At 35.9% G+C, this 18,287-nt stretch carries 17 protein-coding genes; 10 read left to right on the top strand and 7 right to left on the bottom strand.

The genetic code is table 11. The annotated features are described in order from the left end of the window. Positions 1-3 precede the first annotated feature (3 nt). Positions 4-585 (top strand): NUDIX hydrolase, encoded by a 582-nt coding sequence (locus I3217_RS15160; protein ID WP_435050622.1) that lies wholly within the window; start codon positions 4-6, stop codon positions 583-585. Here the strand turns inward: I3217_RS15160 and I3217_RS15155 are convergent. The 4 genes from I3217_RS15155 to I3217_RS15140 form a co-directional block, all read right to left on the bottom strand. Next, positions 578-1,264 (bottom strand): N-formylglutamate amidohydrolase, encoded by a 687-nt coding sequence (locus tag I3217_RS15155; protein WP_435050621.1) that lies wholly within the window; start codon positions 1,262-1,264, stop codon positions 578-580. The two genes, I3217_RS15160 and I3217_RS15155, sit on opposite strands and share 8 nt — an antisense overlap. Further along, a complete protein-coding gene (locus I3217_RS15150; RefSeq protein WP_435050620.1) occupies positions 1,261-2,487 on the bottom strand; it encodes a glutamate-cysteine ligase family protein in 1,227 nt (408 codons plus the stop codon). The genes I3217_RS15155 and I3217_RS15150 overlap by 4 nt, the downstream gene beginning before the upstream one ends. A gap of 1 nt (position 2,488) precedes the next feature. Next, positions 2,489-3,934 carry a RimK family protein gene (locus I3217_RS15145; RefSeq protein WP_435050619.1) on the bottom strand — a complete coding sequence of 482 codons (1,446 nt, stop codon included), beginning with the start codon at positions 3,932-3,934 and terminating at the stop codon, positions 2,489-2,491. An 87-nt stretch (positions 3,935-4,021) separates the two neighbouring features. Further along, complete coding sequence (locus I3217_RS15140) at positions 4,022-5,755, bottom strand: M14 family metallopeptidase (protein ID WP_435050618.1); 1,734 nt, start codon at positions 5,753-5,755, stop codon at positions 4,022-4,024. A gap of 97 nt (positions 5,756-5,852) precedes the next feature. Between I3217_RS15140 and I3217_RS15135 the strand changes: the two genes are divergently transcribed. After that, complete coding sequence (locus tag I3217_RS15135; RefSeq protein WP_435050617.1) at positions 5,853-7,517, top strand: SulP family inorganic anion transporter; 1,665 nt, start codon at positions 5,853-5,855, stop codon at positions 7,515-7,517. Between the two features lie 14 nt (positions 7,518-7,531). On the opposite strand, the gene coaD is transcribed toward I3217_RS15135, so the two are convergent. Together coaD and I3217_RS15125 are read right to left on the bottom strand one after the other, a co-directional pair. Continuing rightward, positions 7,532-7,996 (bottom strand): pantetheine-phosphate adenylyltransferase, encoded by a 465-nt coding sequence (coaD, locus tag I3217_RS15130; RefSeq protein WP_435050616.1) that lies wholly within the window; start codon positions 7,994-7,996, stop codon positions 7,532-7,534. 18 nt (positions 7,997-8,014) lie between these two features. Then, the gene (locus I3217_RS15125) at positions 8,015-8,989 is read right to left on the bottom strand and encodes a D-alanine--D-alanine ligase (RefSeq protein WP_435050615.1); all 975 of its coding nucleotides are present in this window, start codon (positions 8,987-8,989) and stop codon (positions 8,015-8,017) included. Between the two features lie 104 nt (positions 8,990-9,093). On the opposite strand from I3217_RS15125, the gene I3217_RS15120 reads away from it, so the two are divergent. The 4 genes from I3217_RS15120 to I3217_RS15105 all read left to right on the top strand — a co-directional run bounded on the left by I3217_RS15120 (position 9,094) and on the right by I3217_RS15105 (position 11,887). Next, the gene (locus tag I3217_RS15120; RefSeq protein ID WP_435050614.1) at positions 9,094-9,654 is read left to right on the top strand and encodes a PASTA domain-containing protein; all 561 of its coding nucleotides are present in this window, start codon (positions 9,094-9,096) and stop codon (positions 9,652-9,654) included. Positions 9,655-9,656: 2 nt separating this feature from the next. Then, a complete protein-coding gene (locus I3217_RS15115) occupies positions 9,657-10,709 on the top strand; it encodes an RluA family pseudouridine synthase (protein ID WP_435050613.1) in 1,053 nt (350 codons plus the stop codon). Between the two features lie 124 nt (positions 10,710-10,833). Next, positions 10,834-11,592 (top strand): peroxide stress protein YaaA, encoded by a 759-nt coding sequence (gene yaaA / locus I3217_RS15110; protein ID WP_435050612.1) that lies wholly within the window; start codon positions 10,834-10,836, stop codon positions 11,590-11,592. Then, positions 11,549-11,887: a hypothetical protein gene (locus tag I3217_RS15105; RefSeq protein WP_435050611.1), complete on the top strand. Its 339-nt coding sequence runs from the start codon at positions 11,549-11,551 to the stop codon at positions 11,885-11,887. Before yaaA ends, I3217_RS15105 begins: the two co-directional genes overlap by 44 nt. On the opposite strand, the gene I3217_RS15100 is transcribed toward I3217_RS15105, so the two are convergent. Further along, positions 11,888-12,025 carry a 30S ribosomal protein THX gene (locus I3217_RS15100; RefSeq protein ID WP_435050610.1) on the bottom strand — a complete coding sequence of 46 codons (138 nt, stop codon included), beginning with the start codon at positions 12,023-12,025 and terminating at the stop codon, positions 11,888-11,890. A 46-nt stretch (positions 12,026-12,071) separates the two neighbouring features. Here I3217_RS15100 and I3217_RS15095 point away from each other — a divergent pair, with 46 nt between their 5' ends. The 4 genes from I3217_RS15095 (at position 12,072) to I3217_RS15080 (ending at position 18,285) form a co-directional block, all read left to right on the top strand. Beyond that, positions 12,072-12,725: a uracil-DNA glycosylase family protein gene (locus I3217_RS15095; protein WP_435050609.1), complete on the top strand. Its 654-nt coding sequence runs from the start codon at positions 12,072-12,074 to the stop codon at positions 12,723-12,725. Positions 12,726-12,855: 130 nt separating this feature from the next. Next, positions 12,856-14,184: a signal recognition particle protein gene (ffh, locus tag I3217_RS15090; protein WP_435050608.1), complete on the top strand. Its 1,329-nt coding sequence runs from the start codon at positions 12,856-12,858 to the stop codon at positions 14,182-14,184. Between the two features lie 33 nt (positions 14,185-14,217). Beyond that, positions 14,218-15,108 carry a bifunctional 5,10-methylenetetrahydrofolate dehydrogenase/5,10-methenyltetrahydrofolate cyclohydrolase gene (locus tag I3217_RS15085; protein ID WP_435050607.1) on the top strand — a complete coding sequence of 297 codons (891 nt, stop codon included), beginning with the start codon at positions 14,218-14,220 and terminating at the stop codon, positions 15,106-15,108. 129 nt (positions 15,109-15,237) lie between these two features. Beyond that, positions 15,238-18,285: a ligand-binding sensor domain-containing protein gene (locus I3217_RS15080; protein WP_435050606.1), complete on the top strand. Its 3,048-nt coding sequence runs from the start codon at positions 15,238-15,240 to the stop codon at positions 18,283-18,285. Positions 18,286-18,287 lie beyond the last annotated feature (2 nt).

Here is an 18,287-nt window from a genome sequence, read left to right as displayed (position 1 = left end):
ACGATGTATAAAGTATTTGTCAACGATAAACCTATAATTTTAACTACAAAGGTCGAGCAGGAAACCTATTTTAAAAACTACCTGTTAGATACAGTCCAGCTGGGAAAAGTTATAAAAGAATTAAATAATACTTCGTTAAAGGAGGTACGATTAATTCATAAGAATGAAGACAAGCTGTTAAAGAAATTTCTTAAAAAATTACCTGTGGTGGAAGCCGGAGGTGGGAAGGTATACAATAAAAACGGTCAGATTCTTTTTATATACAGAAATGATAAATGGGATTTGCCAAAAGGAAAAGCCGAAGCTAAAGAAAGTATAGAAGAAACTTCGATTAGGGAAGTTGAAGAAGAAACCGGAGTAAAAGGTCTTAAAATAACAAAGCCTTTAGAGACGACATATCATATTTTTAAACGCAACGGAAAATATAAAATCAAAGTCACCTACTGGTTTGAAATGACCACAACGTTTTCGGGTAATTTATGGCCGCAAATTAACGAAGGTATTACGAAAGTAGAATGGCTAGACGAGGTTCAGGCCGTTCAGGCTTTAGAGAATTCGTACGCAAATATTCGTTTGCTTATCTAGATAAACAGGCTTGTAAGGCCTTGTAAATATACTGCTTCAGTGTAATGGGCATTTTATTTTGTAAGACAAATTTCTGATTTACTTCTAATTCTATTCCCGAATAATTAGTTTTAAAAGTTTTGCGCAGGTAAGTTGTAAATCCATCTGCGGTTCCAAGATATGGATAATTATAACGGACTTTTAGTTCTGGGTTTATAAGTGTTAAGTTCGTTTTTAGCGTTTTACAAAAAAGTGATTCGTTTGTTTTTTCAGGGGCATATAAAAGACCGACATCACAATTTCTAAAGTTATTGTTTAGTATTGGAGTAAAGCTATGGACTGAAATATGCAGGATAGAATTACCTTGTTGTATTTCTTCAGATATATAGTCTTCAATACTATTTCTGTAACTATTATAATATGTAAGAATTAATTCTGATTTGTCTGATTTTGATAGTGGTTTAGTAAATTCAGAAAACAAATTTTTATGATGTAAAGATCTGTTTAGTTCTATTAACAGACGAGAGGTTTCGCTATATTTAGAAAATTCAGATAGAGGTTTTAAGTATTCAAAAAGGTCTAAGGCGCCCATGTCGTATCCGCGGTGCGATTGTAGTATGTCCCCTGCTTGATCAAATAGATAAGCGAAGCGGCCGGGAATATTGCAGCCGCCATGTTCGCAGGTTAATACCAGTTTCATTTTAAGAATAGTTCGTTATTTTCCAGACAATCGGCTAAAGCCTTGTAAGCTTTTAGGATGTTCGCTTCAGATAAATCGTCGTTCAGAGCATTTTCAATTCTTGTCGCCAGCGTCCCCTCGTTTAGAATAGTTTCTAAGGTGATATGGTGTGATTTATGAATATTCGGTTTAGCTAAAGCATATAAGTGTTTCCAAACATCTTGAATGGAACAAGGAGCGTCTATATGGAATACATTTAAGTAGTCCGTATTTTCAATGACTGCAGTTTCACCATTTTTAATTGCACGGTTTAAAATTTCAAACAGATCATCTTTAACCCAGCGTTTCTGACTGGCTAAAGAGGCTAATTTTTTGTTGACTAATAATTTTATGGCTTCAATAATTAAAACACAAATTGCCATATCGGCTTTTGGGCATTCCTGAATATCTACCAATCTGATTTCAATGGCATTTCTGTCGAATCGGGCAATGGCGCCACGAGAGTTTAAAAAGTGATGGTCCAGAATATTATGGGTGTCGACCGGTTTTATGGCCTTTTTTATAGGCTCGAAAATAGTCGCATAATAATCTAGTTTAGTAAAAGCCCGTTCTGGGATTACCAGGCCGGTAAGTTCAGGTATTTCCTTTTGGTTGGTTTTATAATATTCCAGTCGCGTATCTTTATACCCGGTTTTTTTTCCTTCAAGAATAGGAGAACTGGCACTTAATCCCGGAATTAACGGGAGTATGAGTCTTATAGCAGCATGTAGTTTTTCAAATTCTTTGTCATCAAAAAACGGCAGGTTTATATGTACGCTCTGCACATTGCTCCAGCCGTGGTTTTTACAATTGAAAATTCGGTTATAAAGTTCATAAACTTCACTGTAACTATGTTTCCAGATCTGGGTTTCTGTAACAGGATTCATGAACGGATGTGCCGCACCAGGCAAGAGTTTTGCATTCATTGGCTTTAACAGCGCATTTATTTCCTTTATGTTTTTATGAAATAAATCGGCGAGACCATTTAAATCCTTACTTGGTCCTTTCGTTTTTAGTTCCACAACATGAGCCACTAATTCGTTACTCCACGCTATTTTTCCATTGTCGATATCGGAGGTTAGTTTGCCTTTCTTTTTGGTTAGAAGACTGTCTACTATCGGGGCTATTTTTAGGTTGGTATTGTTAACCAGCATATACTCCAGTTCAATACCATAAACATCAAAAAGATGATATTTTTTATTCATTTTAATCTAATCGTTTTTTTAAAGCAGATAAAATTTCGGTGTAGACTGTGTCTCCATAATACAGGTCTTCTACACCATAATCGATATTTGGGTTGTCGTTAATTTCGATAACCATTGGAGAGTTGTTTACAACTTTAATGTCTATGCCATAGAGACCTTTGCCCATAAGTCTAGATGACTTTACGGCCATTTTTAAAACAGATTTTGGAACACTATCTATGGGTAGGCATTCAGCGTCTCCATCCTGGTCGTTTTTGCGTTTAGCATTCCAGTTGTAGATTTGCCAGTGTCCTTTGGCCATGTAATATTTACAGGCATAAAAGGGTTTATTGTCCAGTATTCCTATACGCCAGTCGTAATCTGAAGGGCAAAATTCCTGAGCTATTATAAGATCTGATTCTTTTAGCATTTCAGAAATGATCTTTTGGTATTCTGTTTCGGTCTTCGCTTTTTTTACTCCAAACGAGAATGTGGAATCTGGAGCTTTTAAAACACAAGGTAATCCAACTTCAGCTAAAACCAGATGTTTATTGTCTTTGTGGACTATAAGCGTTTTAGGTGTTTTTATGTTAGCGTTTTCCAAGGCTTCTGCCATATAAACTTTATTGCAACATTTTAAAATAGCATCTGGATAATCTATAATGGCAAGACCTTCCTGTTGCGCTTTTCTGGCAAAAGCATACGCTTCGTTGTTTACCTCGGTACTTTGTCTTATAAATAAAGCATCGAAGGATGACAGTCTCGATAAATCTTTAGGTTCGATTATCTCTGCATAAATGTTCATCTTTTCTGCTTGCTCAATAAACTTTTTTAAAGCTTTAGAGTTGCTTGGAGGTGCCGGATCTTTTGTATTAACTAAAATGGCCAGATCGAAATCGCTTTTGCTTAATTTTGGAAAGTCATAACGCTTTTTTGCAAAATATTGATTCGCAAATTGCTGTACGCTTTCCAAGTGTTCAGCAGGAATTTCAGATTCCGAAATGGCTTTAATGCTTTGAATATTCCATTTTGTAGTATGGTTAAATTTTACACGTAAAAACGGTACCTGAAAATGTTTGTAAAACAGCAGGCTGAGTTCTTTATACTTCTGAGCTACATTTTGGCCAAAGTAAATACTTAAGGTAAAATCCTGCGATTTTATGTTCTTTAAACTTTGTTGAATAATGTCGTCAAATTCATCTGACACGATTCTAACCAGTTTCAAGGCTTTTAAGTCGACAATATTTTTTACTGTTGGTATTGGTAAATGGCCTCGCGCTTCGGCTAAAAGTGATACATAGTATCCTTTAGACTGATACGAATAATCTTTACACAGATTAAAAATTCTGGCTTTTTTTACTAATGAAAATTCTGGGTTTGTAAGGTATTCTTGTGAAGAAATTACTTTAATATTCTCAATCGAAAAATTCCATTTTTCAGGTTGATTGACAACAATATATTTGTTCATTAAAGACGCTGCATAGCGATAAAAAATTTAATCAAAAGTATACTATTTTTAAATATGTTTTACACGAGGTTACTTCTTTTTTTAATGTTATTTTACGCGATAAACAGGGTAGGTTAAATGTGCTTTTTCATAGTGGCTACTTTGCTTGTGTATCCAGTCTAGCTGGGCGTACCAGTTCTTTGAAAAATCTGAATCTGATTGCTTTTTAGCTTCGAATTCCTGTTTTAAATCCGGGTTTTCTTCTAGCAATTGCAAAGCAATGTCTTCCCAGACATAGGGGGAAAAACCTTCTTTTTGTTGTAGAATAGTATCGAAGAAATTCCAGTTAAAAAAGGAATCTACCGCTTGAGGTTCTAAAGTTTCCAAAAGGTATCTAATTGCAGGTTGGCGGGTTTCAATATAATAATCGCCAGCTCTAAATTGGCGCGTTTCAATAGAAGAAGTTACTGTTGTGTTTGAATGCAGGTAATGACCTTCGTAAGCAGATTTTCTATTGTCGAAATCATCTATCCTATATGTTTCAACAGTAAAACTTTTGTCGGTTTCCAGACGAGACATCTCAACATGGTTTAGTTTTAGTAATTCGATAACGGAAAACCAGCCTTGAGGGATAATATAGGCTTTAGGGATGCCGATTTTAGTAGTTGCTTTATAATAATTCTGATAGGTTACCGGTTTGGTAAAAGGTTTGGTTCTGTCGTATTTTAAGCGCTTTAAGCCCGTAACATCACTGTCTATGTATTCGCCTTCAAATCCTTTAAATTGAAATGTCGTTGATTTTGTAGTGTCCACAATCCAGTTAAGTGGATAGGTTTTTGCTGTCAAATAAGACGTATTTGCAGCATCTCTTAGTTTTTTTATGGTTTTGTAATCTTTTTCAATTAGCATAATCATGCTTTTCATAAGCTCGTAAGTACCTTCTACTCGGGGTTTGTATGGCTTTAACATATGTGTTTCTACCATCATGCCCAGCGTGTTGAATAATGTGGTGTAGCCAGTAGAATATCTTGGATGATCTATAAACTGGCTAAATCCTGTCTCAGGAACCTGATTAAAAACGTTCACGTATGGCGTAGTATCCCAATCTTTTTTAGCTAAGTCGTTTACTAATTCGGGCATCATATTGTTGTGTAGGTAATTGCCCAGTTCACCTCCAAGTTTATTGTGTTGGGTGAATAAATGTGTTAAAGTGTATTGGTAATCGGCGCCATTGCTAACATGGTTATCTATAAAGACGTCGGGTTGTACCAAATGAAAGATTTGAGCAAAGGTTCTGGCATTTTTAGTGTCGCTTTTAATAAAATCTCGGTTCAGGTCGTAATTTCGGGCATTTCCTCTAAAACCATATTCTTCCGGCCCGTTTTGATTAGTTCTTGTGGTTGAATTTCGATTTAAGCTTCCTCCGATATTGTAAACCGGAATTGTTACTAATACTGTGTGTTTTGGTAGTGCAAGTTTACCTTGTGCTATATCTCGATATAACATCATAGTAGCATCTATGCCATCGCTTTCACCAGGATGAATGCCATTGTTAATTAAAAGTATGCGTTTGTCTTTTCTTATGGTTGAAAAGTCGAAATTTTTATCCGGATTCAAGGTGACAATGTGTAATGGAAGTCCGGCGTCGGTATCTCCAATTTCCTGAATCGAAATTATGGGAAAACTGGATGCCAAATCTTTGTAGTATTGAATAACCTCAGGATATGTCGCCGTTTCCATGCCGTTGCTTTTTTCAAAATGTGTTAAAAACAACTTTTGATTTTGCGCCTGTAGATTGCAGATGAAGAGCAGAAGGAATAAGGTAGGTTTAAAAAGTTTCATAGCTGGTGTTTTTGCTTCAAACATAATGAAATTATTAGTTTAAGAACTTGTGAGTCGTCATTTTAACTGTATTTTTGCCCCTTAAAAATTAAGTGACATGACAGATTTTATAAGGAAAATTACACCCAATCCAAAAGATGATGTGCTAGCAGGGATTACAGTATCTCTGGCTATGATACCCGAAGTAGTGGCTTTTGCCTTTGTGGCTCAGATAGATCCTTTAGTTGCTTTATCAGGTGCATTTATTATTGGGTTAATCACTGCGATTTTCGGAGGACGTCCAGGGTTAATTTCCGGGGCAGCCGGAGCTGTTGCCGTAATTTTCGTGCATTTAATTTCCGAAGGTCATACTAAAGGAATGTTGTTTGATACTCCAATTGAAAACATGGGATATTTTTACCTTCTGGCAGCCGTTATTTTAATGGGGGTTATCCAGATAGGAGCAGGAGTATTTAAGCTGGGGCGGTTTGTAAGATTAATTCCGCATCCAGTAATGTTGGGTTTTGTAAACGGTCTGGCTATCGTTATTTTTCTGGCTCAGGTTAAAATGTTTTCCCATAAGAAGCTTGAAATTACGGCCGAAGGTGTAAAAAGCTATATAAATATACCTATGGAGGGTGCCGAATTGTATACTATGATAGGGCTCGTAGCTTTAACTATGGGAATAATCTGGTTGCTACCCAGAATTACAACTAAAATACCGGCGGCACTTACAGCCATTTTGGTAACTACAGGTGTAACCGTTTTTGGCAGTTTAGATGTTAGTACCGTTGGGTCCTATATAATTGAAGGCGGAGGTACTGGCTTAAAAGGAGAATTCCCGACACCGAATTTAGAGTTATGGCAAAATCTGCCATTTAATTTTGATACCCTAAAATTTATTTTACCATATGCATTTTTAGCGGCTTCGGTAGGTTTAATTGAGTCTTTAATGACGATGAATCTTGTGGATGAATTAACTGAAACCCGTGGTAACGGAAACAGAGAATGTATTGCTCAGGGTGCAGGAAATATGCTTAGTGGTTTATTTGGAGGAACCGGTGGTTGTGGAATGATTGGGCAGACCGTAATTAATATTAATGCGGGAGGACGTGGTCGATTATCTGGCGTAATGATGGCGGTAACCTTGCTTACATTTATTCTGTTTACCGATAAGTATATTGAACAGGTTCCGATTGCAGCTTTAGTAGGGGTTATGTTTATGATGGTAATTGAAACTTTTGCCTGGTCCAGTTTTAGAATTATCAGAAAAATTCCTGTGGCAGATGCCGTTGTATTGGTTATTGTATCTGCAGTTACTGTAATTTACGACTTAGCTATAGCAGTTTTTGTGGGGGTAATTATATCGGCTTTAGCTTTCGCCTGGGAAAATGCTAAAAAGATTCGCGCTAGAAAGCGTTTTTCTGAAGATGGAAAGGTTAAGACTTACGAAATCTGGGGGCCTTTGTTTTTTGGTTCGATAACAGCTTTTAATGAGAAGTTTGATATTAAAAATGATCCGGATGAAGTAATTATAGATTTTGTGGAATCCAGAGTAAGCGATCATTCTGCTTTAGAAGCAATTACTAATATTGTAAATAAGTATGAGGAGCAGGGGAAAAGCATTAAGTTAAAGCATTTAAGCGAGGATTGTAAAACTTTAATGTATAAGGCGAATCCTAAGTTTAGAGAGGTGATTGTAGAGGATGTACACGATCCGCGTTACCATCTGGCGGCTGATCCTGAAAAGTTTCCTAAACCACTTTCAGAATATAAATTTTAAAAGAAAAGGCTCTGTTACAGAGCCTTTTTTATGTTTACACTTTCGGGAACCAGTACTTTGTAATCTCCATTATTTCGTATTACATCACGTACAATACTCGAACTTATATATGAGGTTCTGGCTGCGGTTAAAAGGAATACGGTTTCAATTTCTGCCAGTTTACGATTGGTATGGGCAATGGCTTTTTCAAATTCGAAATCGGCAGGATTTCTAAGACCACGTAAGATGAAAGGTGCTTCAATTTCTTTACAAAAATCTACAGTTAATCCGTGATAAGTTACAACTTTAACTTTAGGGTCGTCTTTAAAGGATTCTTCAATAAATTGTTTGCGTTCTTCTATGGAGAACATGTAATTTTTATCGGAATTTATACCTATGGCAACTACAACTTCATCAAACAGTTTAATACCGCGTTTAATGATGTCGTAATGTCCTAGGGTTATCGGATCGAAAGACCCGGGAAATATAGCTCGTTTCATACTGTAAAATTACTGCTTTTATTTTAAAGCTTCTTCAATAGCGCTGTCAAATAAATCAGTAAGTGAAATGCCAGCAGCAGCGGCCTGTTGCGGTAATATACTTTCTTTGGTCATTCCTGGAATGGTATTCATTTCCAGTAAATGCGGTTCTCCGTCTTTAAAAATATATTCACTTCTGGAAAAGCCTTTCATTTTTAATACCTCGTAAACTTTTTTAGCAATGGTATTCACTTTGTCTTCTTGGTCTTTGGTTAATCGAGCCGGAGTGATTTCCTGCGATTGGCCTAAATATTTTGCTTTATAATCAAAAAAGTCGTTTTCGCTAACAATTTCAGTAATAGGTAAAACTTTGGTTTCTCCTTTGTATGTAATAACGCCTACAGAAACTTCTGTACCGTCTAAAAACGATTCAATAATAATTTCGTCGTCTTCTTTAAATGCAATGTTTATGGCTTCAGTTAAGTCTTCTTTTTTGTACACTTTAGAAACACCAAAGCTGCTGCCAGCTTTATTCGCCTTTACAAAGCAAGGTAGTCCCACTTTTTCTACTATGGCATCTTCGTTAATAGCGTCTCCCAAATTCAGGAAATAAGACTCAGCTGTTTTAATTCCGTAAGGTTTTAAAATGCTTAATAAATCCCGCTTGTTAAAGGTTATGCCTGCCTGATACATGTTACAGCTGGTATGGGGTATATTTAGCAACTCCAAATAGCCTTGCATAAAACCGTCTTCGCCTGGTGTACCATGAATAGCATTAAAAACACAATCGAAAGTTATTTTATTTCCGTCTATTTCGACTGAAAAGTCGTTTTTATCTATTGGAAATTCATTGTCGGTATCATCAACATACACCCATTTGTCTTTAAAAATGTGTATGCGGTATGCATTGTATTTTGTAGCGTCAAGAGATTGATAGACAACATTTCCGCTTTTTAAAGAAATCTCAAATTCACTGGAATAACCACCCATGATGATGGCGATATTTTTTTTCATAACCATAAGAAACGATGGAAAAAATCGTTAAGCTAAAATATCATTAATTAATCAAAAGTAAAAACAGAACGGTTTTTATATCTTTGCTTGACAAATTAGCATACATGAGTCTTATAAAATTTCTTACCAGTAAAACTTTTTTTTTAAATGTATTATTAGCCGTTGTGGCTGTTTTTGTAGTGAGTTATTTAATGTTGCGTTGGCTGGATGCAACTACAAATCATGGAGAGTTTGAAACGGTTCCTGATCTTACAGGAAAGTCTATAGATATGGCTAAAATGGAACTGGAACACAATCATCTGGTACTTCAAATACAGGATTCAGCGAATTTTAACCCGGATTACCCAAAGTTCTCGGTGATAGAACAGGATCCGAAACCAGGTTTTAAAGTTAAAGAAGATCGGAAAATTTACATAACACTTAATCCGTCCGGTTATAGAAAAGTATTAGTTCCGGAATTGGAAGAGCGTACTTTTAGACAAGCTAAGCCAACGTTGGAAGCGCTTGGTTTTGCGGTAGGAAAGGTAGATTATGTGGATAATATTGGTAAAGATATGGTCTTAAAAATGACCCATGAAGGCAAGGAGATTAAACCCGGAGATATGTTGCCAAAAACTTCTAAAATCGACTTAATATTGGGTAACGGAAACAGACCAGGAGAATAATTATGAGTGATTACACACCAGAAACAGAAGAGTCGGAAGACGAATTATACGAGCATTATGCTTTTACAGCCGATAAGGGACAATCTCCGTTAAGGATAGATAAATATTTAATGAATTTTGTAGAAAATGCTACACGCAACAAAATTCAGGCAGCGGCTAAACTGGGAAATATTTATGTAAACGGAATTCCTGTTAAATCCAATTATAAAGTTAAGGCTAACGACGAAATAAAAGTGTTGTTCGCTCATCCGCCTTACGAGAACTTACTGGTAGGAGAAAATATCCCTATTGATATTGTTTATGAAGACGATGATGTTTTGGTCGTGAATAAACCGGCGGGCATGGTAGTGCATCCCGGACACGGAAACTATTCGGGAACCTTAATAAATGCATTAATATATCATTTTGATAATTTGCCTGAGAATTCCTCTGGAAGACCTGGGCTAGTACACAGGATAGATAAAGATACCAGCGGTCTTTTGGTAGTAGCGAAAACCGAAGAGGCTATGGCGAATTTGTCTTTTCAGTTTGCTGAAAAAACATCCGAACGCGAATACGTGGCAATCGTTTGGGGCAATATGGAAGATGATGAAGGGACTGTTGAAGGAAATATAGGTAGGCATCCTAAAAATCGACTTCAGAATACCGTGTTTTTAGGAGAAGATGCAGACAAAGGAAAACCAGCTGTTACGCATTATAAAGTTATCGAACGTTTAGGTTATGTTACTCTCGTGTCTTGTAAACTGGAAACCGGACGTACGCATCAGATTCGTGTGCATATGAAGCACATTGGACATACCTTGTTTAATGACGAGCGTTACGGTGGCGAAAAAATATTAAAAGGCACCACGTTTACCAAATACAAACAATTTGTAGATAATTGTTTTAAGGTGCTGCCAAGACAGGCACTTCATGCGAAGACCTTAGGATTCGAACATCCGCGCACAAAAGAGTTTATGCGATTCAATTCGGAAATCCCTGAAGATATGGTACAATGTATCGAGAAGTGGCGAAACTATGTGAAGCATCAGGATGTGGATGCGACAGAAGAATAAAGAATTTTTATTTAAATATAGATAACAACAGTTTATAACAATAGTTTAAAAGTGGTGTCATTTGTAGTTTTGTAAATGTAAAAGCAAATATTTAATTACATATCGAATATAAAATCCGACATAAATGAAATTAGTATTATCTCCGGCAAAATCTTTAGATTACGAAAGCACCTTACCAACAGAGGCATCGACCGAAGCTGTTTTCTTAAAAGAGGCAGAACGATTAAATAAGGTAATTAAAAAGAAATCGGCTAAAAGTTTATCGAAGTTAATGCATATTTCAGATGCGCTGGGACAGTTAAATTACGAGCGTAATCAGGACTGGAGTTTGCCTTTCACAAAAGACAATGCCAGGCAAGCCGTTTATGCATTTAGCGGTGATGTGTATCGTGGTCTGGATGCATATTCTATTCCCGAAGATAAATTAGGAACACTTCAAAATTCGGTGCGTATACTTTCCGGATTGTATGGTATTTTAAAGCCTTTCGATTTGATCCAGCCATATCGTCTGGAAATGGGAACTAAATTGCCTGTAGGGACAAAGAAAAATTTATACGAATTCTGGAAAAAGTCTATAGTTAAAGCTTTAAATGAGGAGTTAGAAGATGGCGAGTTGTTTTTAAATTTAGCAAGTAACGAGTATTTTAAAGCGGTAGATGTTAAAGCTTTAAAAGTGCCGGTTGTTACAGCTACCTTTAAAGAGTTTAAAAACGGCGAGTATAAAATAGTAATGACGTATGCCAAGTTGGCCAGAGGCTATATGGCGCGTTATGTTGTAGATACTAATGCCCAGACTATAGACGATTTAAAAGGATTTAATTACGAAAATTACAGATACGATGAGCAACTCTCAACAGAAACAGAGTTGGTCTTTACAAGATAATAAACGCTCTAAAGATCAGCGAGACCGTTTTAAGCCTACAGGAAAACAACCTAGAAATTATACCGGGTATTACATACTTTCGGCAATATTTGTAATGTTGCTTATTAGTGTGATACTTACGCTTAGTTCTAAACAAACACTTGAAGCGTGTTTGTTTACAGGATTTTGTTTTACTTCCAAAGACAATGTGGTGTTATATACACTTTATGTGTTTGCTACACTGTTTATAATTGTATTTGCAATAATTTCGGCATATTTAATCGGAAAGAAAATAGGAGAGCGCTACAAGCAGTAATTATTTTGAGACTATATCATCCTTGTTTATATTGATTTTTGTTTCCGGTTTTACTTTCTTTTTTACTCTTGGTCGGGTTACTCCATATGTACCTCTGTAAATTTTACCGCGTTTTGTTTTTTTATCGCCTTTGCCCATGGTTTTTGTTTTAAAGTACTAATTTTAAAAGAAATCTCAAAATTTTATGTTTCTGCATAAACATCCTTATCCGCCTTTTATACATGAACACACCACTAAGCTTATCGTTGGAACTTTGCCTCCGCCACGATTCAGTCAGGGAGAATTTAAGGCTGGCGATGTTGATTTTTGCTACGGCAGTATAGACGGGCAGTTATGGCCTATATTAAATACTATTTTTAATCTGGGTTTAAAATTTGAAACTACCGAAAGCGCAATACAGGAAAGAAAGGCGTTTTTGAATTCCAGAAATATTGGAGTTTGCGATATCGTGGAATTATGTTATCGCGATAAAATTGATGCCTCCGATTTGGGAATGCAGGATGTGAAATTAAGAGACCTTGTAGGATATTTAAAACAATACCCGAGAATTGATACACTTTTATTTACTGGTGGAAATAGCAAAAATGGTCCGGAATATTTGTTTAGAAAGCATTTAAAGGAAAATAACCTGTCTTTAAAGTTAATTTCTGGCGAGGTGCCTCGTATTCATCAGTTTCTCATGGATAACCGGATAATAAAAACCGTATCATTAACAGCGCCGTCAGGAGCAGCGAACAGAGCTGTTGGTAGTATGGACTTATACAAACAGTTAAAACAATCCAATCCTAAATTTACAACTTTCGATTTTAGGGTTATGCAGTACAGCGAATTCTTTTAATTAAGCTTTTAGGGAATTTTGCGATCTTCTTCTTTAAATTAAAGAAATTCCTTTCACATATTTTTTTTAATACTTCGTTAATACACTTCAAATCATTAAATTTGCATTTCTTAAAATTCGATGAAAGTTTATGTTTAATAATTTAAGTGATAAGTTAGATAAAGCGTTACACGTTCTTAAAGGACATGGAAGTATTACCGAAGTAAATGTTGCCGAAACTTTAAAAGAAGTTAGACGGGCTTTGCTTGATGCCGATGTTAACTTTAAGATAGCTAAAGAATTTACGAATAGGGTAAAAGAAAAAGCTCTTGGACAAGACGTTTTAACTGCTTTACAGCCAGGACAATTAATGGTTAAAATCGTTAAAGACGAATTAACCGAGTTAATGGGAGGAGATGCCGCAGGAATTAATTTGTCTGGAACACCTAGTGTTATTTTAATGTCTGGTTTACAGGGATCTGGTAAGACAACTTTTTCCGGTAAATTAGCCAACTACCTTAAGACAAAAAAAACAAAGAAACCTTTATTAGTAGCCTGTGATGTCTACCGTCCGGCGGCGATTGATCAGTTGCATGTGGTAGGTGATCAGATAAAGGTTGATGTTTATAGTGATAAAGATAATAATGACCCCGTTGCAATTGCACAGGCAGGTATCGCTCATGCCAAAGCTAATGGACATAATGTGGTAATTATAGATACTGCTGGTCGTTTGGCTGTAGACGAAGCAATGATGACCGAAATATCTAATATTCATAATGCCATTAAACCACAGGAAACATTGTTTGTGGTAGACTCGATGACTGGGCAGGATGCTGTTAACACAGCTAAGGCCTTTAACGATGTCTTGAATTTTGATGGTGTTATTCTTACCAAGTTAGATGGTGATACTCGCGGTGGAGCTGCGATTTCTATCAAATCGGTAGTGGATAAACCAATTAAGTTTATTGGGACCGGTGAGAAAATGGAAGCCATAGATGTATTCTATCCTTCTCGTATGGCCGATCGTATTCTTGGTATGGGAGATGTAGTGTCTCTTGTTGAACGTGCTCAGGAGCAGTTTGATGAAGAGGAAGCCAGAAAACTTCAGAAGAAAATTGCTAAGAACCAGTTTGGCTTTGATGATTTTTTAAATCAAATTCAGCAAATCAAGAAAATGGGGAATATGAAAGACCTTATTGGAATGATTCCTGGAGCAGGAAAAATGTTAAAAGATATCGATATTGATGATGATGCCTTTAAACATATAGAAGCAATAATACATTCTATGACTCCGGATGAGCGTACAAAACCTGCTATTATAAATGCCAGCAGAAAGAAGCGTATAGGGAAAGGATCTGGAACTTCTGTACAACAGGTAAATCAGTTGCTGAAGCAGTTCGACCAGATGAGTAAAATGATGAAAATGATGCAAGGAGGCGGTGGTAAGCGCATGATGCAGGCCATGAAAAACATGCGTTAATTCAATAAAATCTAATACATTAAAATAAGTAAGATGACTATTTTAGACGGGAAAAAAGTTAGTAACGATATTAAAGACGAAATTACCGAGCAAGTAAAAAAAATGAAAGCTAAAGGGGAAAAAGTTCCACATTTAGCTGCAATTATTGTAGGTAACGACGGTGCTAGTTTAACGTATGTAGGAAGTAAAGTTAAGGCCTGCGAGCGCGTAGGGTTTGAATCTACTTTAGTTAAAATGTCTAACACAACAAGCGAAGTTGAGTTATTAGATAAAATAAACGAATTGAATGAAGATCCTAATATTGATGGTTTTATCGTGCAATTGCCTTTACCAGAGCAAATTAATGAGCAAAAAGTGTTGCTGGCTGTAAACCCGGATAAGGATGTTGATGGATTTCACCCGGCAAACTTTGGTAAAATGGCCTTGGATATGACTACGTTTATTCCTGCTACGCCATTTGGTATTTTAGAATTATTAGACCGTTATGGAGTAGAGACAAAAGGGAAGCATACAGTGGTTATAGGACGTTCTCATATTGTAGGTCGTCCAATGAGTATTTTAATGGGAAGAAAAGGATTTCCAGGAAATTCAACCGTAACCTTAACTCATAGTCATACTAAAAATATTACTCAAATTACATCTCAGGCAGATATTATAATTTCTGCATTAGGAGTGCCTAATTTCCTTAAAGCCGAAATGGTTAAAGATGATGCTGTAATTATTGACGTTGGGATTACTCGTGTGCCAGATGACTCTACAGAAAAGGGGTATAAAATTACTGGTGATGTAGATTTTGAAAACGTAAGTAAAAAAGCAAGTTATATTACTCCGGTTCCTGGAGGTGTTGGACCAATGACTATCGCGATGTTGTTAAAAAATACCTTGTTAGCCTGCGAACGTCATAGAAAAAACGGAACAGTTTAGTATACTGTTTTTTATAATTTATGTAAGCCCAATTCTAAACTTAGAATTGGGCTTATTTTTTTCAAAAATTTTGATTTTACAATATATTGTTTAGCTTTAATACACCAACTAAGCTAAATTAACCAACAATTGAAAACGATACAAGTTGTATTGGTAATCCTGTTTTGGGTTATTAATGCGCAATCGCAAACAACTGAAGTATTGCAGGTCAATTATTTAGGGCAGGAAAAAGGGCTTTTGCAACTTAATACAAAAGTACTGGCCTTAGATGATATGGGATATTTGTGGGTGGGCACAGAAGACGGTTTACACCGGTTTAATGGTTATGATTTTAAAAACTATATAGCAAATCCAAAAGATCAGAAGGCTATTCCAGACGATCATATTCGTGGACTCCTTTCTGTTAACGATACACTGTGGATAGGCACGAACTCCAAAGGTATTATTGGTTATAAGCGCAGTAAAAATGAATTTTTCAGCATTCTTCCCGATGAGGCATCCAGAGATTTAAACTTAGGCTATAAACTCTTTGTCGTTAATAAAAGCTATTTGTTGTTTTCTGTTAGAAACCATTTCATACTTTTTAATCGTCTAAAGAAAACTTATGAAATACTAAAACTCCAGGGAGGAGATTCTGAAGATAAAGTTGAGGATGTCTTAAAAATCGATGATGAAAATTACTGGTTGGCCACTTCAAGTTCGGGTGTAATACAATTTAATCTGAAGTCAAAAAAACTGCAAGAATTAACGACTGTGAAATCTTCTGCAGTAAATTGTTTTTTAGATAGTAACGATCACATTTATATCGGCACGGGCGAAGGTGTGTATATATATAATAAATTATCCAATAAAGTAACAAAAACCAGTGTCGCGGTTTCTGTTGACGGATTTTATAAATTAAATGAGTTTGAATTTTTATTATATACGCATAGCGGGGTTTTAAAATATAATTCGGTTACAGATCTGTCAGAGCAATTAGTGCTGAAAAATGACAGGGATAATAAAATTTACACTGTATTACCCGTGTCTCAGATTATCGGCGATAACAAGGGGAATATCTGGTTTGGTACAGAAGGAGAAGGACTGTTTCATTTTAATAAATATCAGAATAAGTTTAAAAGTCATTCTTTGAATTTACCTGAAATATACAACGATCAGCGCATAAGTATTTTTCCTATGTATAAGAGTAATGATACTATATTATGGCTGGGAACGTACGCTGGTACGGTAAAATATAATTTGGCGAATGACACTTATAAATTATATGATACAGGGAAAGGCGGTATAACCTATGAGTTTTGTAAGGATTTAAATGGAACACTTTGGGCCGGAAGTATCACGGAAGGCCTTATGAAGTATAATGATAGTTTGGATGTGTTTAAACAATGGAAACACAAGGATAGTATTAATAGTTTGCCAGATAATGAAGTGTTGGAAATTTTGCCTATTTCTGAAAATAAATTATGGGTGTGTACCTGGGCTGGCGGTATAGCTGAATTCGATACTCAAACCGAAAAATTTTCTCCTGTTTTGCTTAACGGGAAACAAATTAACAGAGCCAGAGTGTCTTTAATAGATTCTAAACATAATATATGGTTGGGTACAGATGAAGGGCTTTATAGAATTTCGCCATCTAATACCATTAAAGTCTTTCTGGCTGAAGCTGAGGTTGGGAATAATTTAACCAATAATCGTGTGTTTTCCCTGCAGGAAGATAAAACCGGGAATATTTGGGTAGGTACAAGTTCCGGGCTAACCTGCATAAATTCAGCTACCCAGAAAACAGAACAGTATTATAAGCAAAAGGGGTTTCCTAACGATTTTGTTTATGGTATTTTATTTGATACTAGTAACAGGGTTTGGATGAATACCAATTATGGGCTGTCTGTGTTTGATCAGGAATTAAAAACATTTAAAAATTATACAAAGGAAGATGGGTTACAGGATAACGAATTTAATGCCAAGTCGTCTTATAAAGATGAACAGGGGAATTTGTATTTCGGAGGAATTAATGGGTTTAATATTATTAATCCTGAGAAAATTGTAGATAATCCTCATCTTCCCGAAGTGTATCTGGAAACTGTTGAGTTGTTTAACAAGCCCGTTGAGCGAAACGAAATGTTTCAGGATACACTCACTTTTAATAGTAATGAAAACGTATTAACGTTTAATTTCTCTGCAATAAATTACCTGAATCCGCAAAAGTGCCTCTACACCTACAAACTTGAAAATTTTGATGACGAATGGAGTCCGGTTTCAAAGAAAAATAATGTCACTTATACAAATTTAAATCCGGGAACCTATAATTTAAAAATTAAGGCATCTAACGATGTGGGGGAGTGGAGTCCAAACATACGAAAAGTAACCTTAATTATTGTTCCGCCTTGGTATCAGACCACTTGGTTTAAGGTGCTTATAGCCGGACTGGTTTTGTTTTCCAGTTTTGTGTTTTATAAATACAAGACCTCTAAATTAAAACACGATAAAATTAAGCTGGAAAATATTGTAGCGGCCCGAACAAGGGATTTGAGTGAGAAAAACAGAGCTTTAAATGAATCGAATACTATCGCAAAAGCGCAGAAGGAAAACATAGAGTTTTTAATGAAGGAATTGCATCACCGGGTTAAAAATAACCTTCAGATTATTTCTAGCCTTTTAAATATGCAGGCGAATAATGTGGATGATAAGCAGGTTAAGGATATTTTAAATATAGCTAAAAACAGGATTTTAACTATTGCTTATATTCAAAATGATTTAACTGCAGTTGAAGGCAAATTGGATGTTTCGAAGTTTTTAAAAGAGTTCTCCTTAAAAGTGTTAAGTTTTTTATCCGATCAGGAAACTGCAAAATTTCAGATAAAATTTAATCTGGAACCGTGCATCTGTGAGCTAAATACGACACTTTTAGGTTTAATTGTAAACGAACTAATAACTAACACCTATAAATATGCCTTTGAAGACAGTAGTAAGGGCAATGTTTTGGAAATAGGCTGTAAAAGAGAAAATAATGACACCATTATAGAGATATCCGATAATGGAAAAGGCTATGCTTTACACGCTGTTGGCGAAAAGTCATTGGGACTGGACCTGGTAAATGCTATGGTAAGTCAGATGCATGCTCAATTGGAAACCTCGGTAAACAACGGGGTTACTAATGTTATAACGATAACCTGTTAACC

It is taken from the genome of Formosa sp. S-31 (assembly GCF_051172795.1).
Taxonomy (GTDB): domain Bacteria; phylum Bacteroidota; class Bacteroidia; order Flavobacteriales; family Flavobacteriaceae; genus Formosa.
This window is presented reverse-complemented; position numbering and strand designations above follow the sequence as displayed.